The sequence below is a fragment of the Myxacorys chilensis genome, assembly GCF_059505265.1.
Window position 1 is genome coordinate 1 of the sequence record NZ_JCACKG010000223.1, and the last position, 2948, is coordinate 2948.

Annotated in this window: 1 protein-coding gene; it reads left to right on the forward strand. The window is 76.4% G+C overall.

The features are described from left to right. A partial coding sequence (locus AC5JLB_RS22590; RefSeq protein WP_495876077.1) for an ATP-binding protein occupies positions 1-2948 on the forward strand: 2948 nt, incomplete at both ends.

Genomic DNA, 2948 nt, shown 5'->3' on the forward strand with positions numbered 1-2948 from the left:
ACCCGCCGCCACCTCGGCGAGGAGCTCGGCCTCGATCCGAGCCCGGAGCTGATCCGGCTGGCCGACGCGGTGCTCGACCAGGACCCGTCGCTGGACCTCCACGAGGTGGAGGCGGGGCCGGAGCGTCCGGCTGCCGTCGCCGCCGAGGCCTCCGCCGCGCCAGCGGCCTCCACGCCGGCGCCCGAGGCCACGCCCGTCGTTGGTCCGCCCCGTGGCCCGCTCGACTTGCCGCCGGCCGTGGCGGAGCGCCGTGCCCGCTCCGAGTTCGTGGGTCGCGAGGGCGAGCTGGCGGCGCTGCAGGCCGCGTGGTCCGCGGTGGCCGAGGGCGACCGCCGCCTGGTCACGCTGACCGGCGAGCCGGGGATGGGCAAGACCCGGCTGGCCCAGCGCTTCGCCCACTGGGTGCACGACGAAGTCGGCGGCCACGTCCTCTGGGGGCGGTGCACGGCCGAGAACCTCATCGCCTACCAACCGGCGGTCGAGGCGCTCCGCACCGCGCTGCGGTCGGTCAGCACCGAGCGGGTCCGCTCCCTCGTGGAGCCCCGGCCGGCGCTCGGCCTGCTCCTGCCCGACGTGGCCACCGCCCCCACCGGACCCAGCCGGTCCGAGCGCTACGAGCTCTACGAGGCCCTCGCCGACATCATCGGCCTGGTGGCCACGAGCGCACCGCTCGTCTTCGTGGTGGACGACGCGCAGTGGGCCGACGCCTCGTCGCTCGCCCTGATCGACCACCTGCTGCGATCCGATCGCTCCGGCCGCCTCCTGGTCGTGGCCACGCTCCGGCGCCCCGCCGGCCGGCCGACCACCGAGCTCGATGCCCTGCTTGCCGACCTGCGACGCGACCGGCGGCTCGACGTGGTGGAGGTGGAGGGCTTCGGCGTCGACGAGGTCGCCGCCCTCCTCGCATCGCTGGACATCGAGGTCCCCGACGAGGTCGCCGCCCGCTTGCGCGACCGCACCGCCGGCAACCCGTTCTTCGTGGAGTCGCTGGCCGAGCAGCAGGTCGACCTGGCCACCATCGACGCCCGCCACCTCCCCGACTCCGTGCGCGACCTCCTCGACCAGCGCCTGGCCGCGCTGGAGCCCTCGGCGGCGCGGGTCCTGGCCGCGGCGGCCGTGATCGGGCTGCGGGTGGACCTCGGTGTCCTCGGCGCGGTGACCGGCATGGCGCCCGGCGACCTGCTGGACGTGGTCGACGAGGCGGTGGCCTCGGGGCTGCTCGTGGAGGACGAGGACCTCGGTTGGGTCACGTTCCCGCACGCGCTGGTCCGACAGGGCCTCATCGGCCGCACCACGCGCAACCGCGAGGCCCAACTGCACCTGGCCGTGGCCGACGCGGTGGCCGCCCGGCCCGACCTGCACGATCGGGTCGACACCATGGCGCAGCACCTCCTGGCCGCCGGCCGCCTGTGCCCGACGGGACGGGCCGCCCGGGCTGCGATCGACGCCGCGGCATCGGCCCTGCAGGTGCTCGCCGACGAGGAGGCCCGCACCTGGGCCCGGCGAGCCCTCGAGGTGCTGGGGACGGCGCCGGCCAGCGGTGACGACCGACGGCTCCGCGCCGAGGCCCTCCTGTTGGTGGCGACGGCCAGCCGCAACCTCGGCGACCGGCCCGCCGCCGTGGAGGCCGTCGACCAGGTCGCCGCCATCGCCCGGGCCGAGCGCGACCCCGAGCTGCTCGCCCGGGGCGCGCTCGAGTCGGCGCTGTCGGTGGCCGGCGTCGGCTTCTCGTTCGGGCGGGTCGACGAGGACCTCATCGCCCTGCTGCACGAGGCCCTCGACGGGCTGGGAGCGGGCCTCGAGGCCGAGCGGGCCGCCCTGCTGTCCTGCGCCTCGATCGCCCGCAACTTCAGCGAGGAGCGCGACGAGCAGCTCGCGCTGGCGGCGGAGGCCCTCGAGGTGGCGGATCGCTGCGGGGACCGGCCCGACGTCCGCGCCCTCTCGCTGCTGGCCCGACGCCTCGCGCTGGCGGGTCCCGAGGGGCTCGAGGAGCGCCTCGCGATCGGCCCCCCGATGGTGGCCGCCGCCGAGGAGGCGCAGTGGCCCGAGCTGCTCGTCGTCGGCCGCGTCCTGACCGTGGTGGATCTGCTCGAGGCCGACCGCTACGAGGAGGCCCGCGACGAGGTCGACCGGCTGGGGAAGGACATCGCGCCCTACGGACGCCCGGCCTACGACGCCTACCACCTCTTCCTCGAGGCCAACTTCGCGCTGCTCGACGGCGACCTGGCCCGGACCGAGGCGCTCTCGACCGAGGCGGTCGCCATCGGCGAGCCGGCCCACGCCGGCAACGCGTTCCAGGCCCACTCCGCCCAGCTGTACATGGTCGCCCGCGACCGGGGCACGCTCGGCGAGGTGGCCCCGCTGGTGGCGATGATGGCCGAGGAGTACCCGTCCATGCCGGTGTGGCTGACCGCCCACGCCTCCTGCTGTACGGCCCTCGGCGACCACGATGGCGCCCGCGCCGCCTACGGCCCGCTGTTCGACGGTGGCCAGCTGCGGAACCGAGGCGATTCCACCTGGTACACGACGGTGGGGCAGTTGGCCGAGGTCTCGTGGATCCTGGGCGACCGGGAGGCGGCCGCGGTGCTGCGCGACCTGCTGGCCCCGGTGGCCGGCCACGTCGGGGTCACCGGCATGGGTGCGGTGTCGATCGGGCACCTGCACCGCCAGCTCGGCCTGGCCCTCGCCGCCACGGGGGACCTCGACGGAGCGGTGGCCTCCCTCGACCGGGCGATCGAGCGGGCCGAGGCGTGCGGCATGGTGGTCTGGTTGGCACGTGCCCGCTGCGAGCGGGCGCTCGTCCTGGCCGAGCGGGACGCACCGGGCGACGCCGAGGAGGCGGCCCGATCCATGGCCGCAGGCCTCGCCGAGGGCGCTCGCCTCGGCGTCCACCTGGCCCTGGGGCCGGCCGAGTACGGCCTGGACCCGGTCGCGCCCGGTCGGGCGGG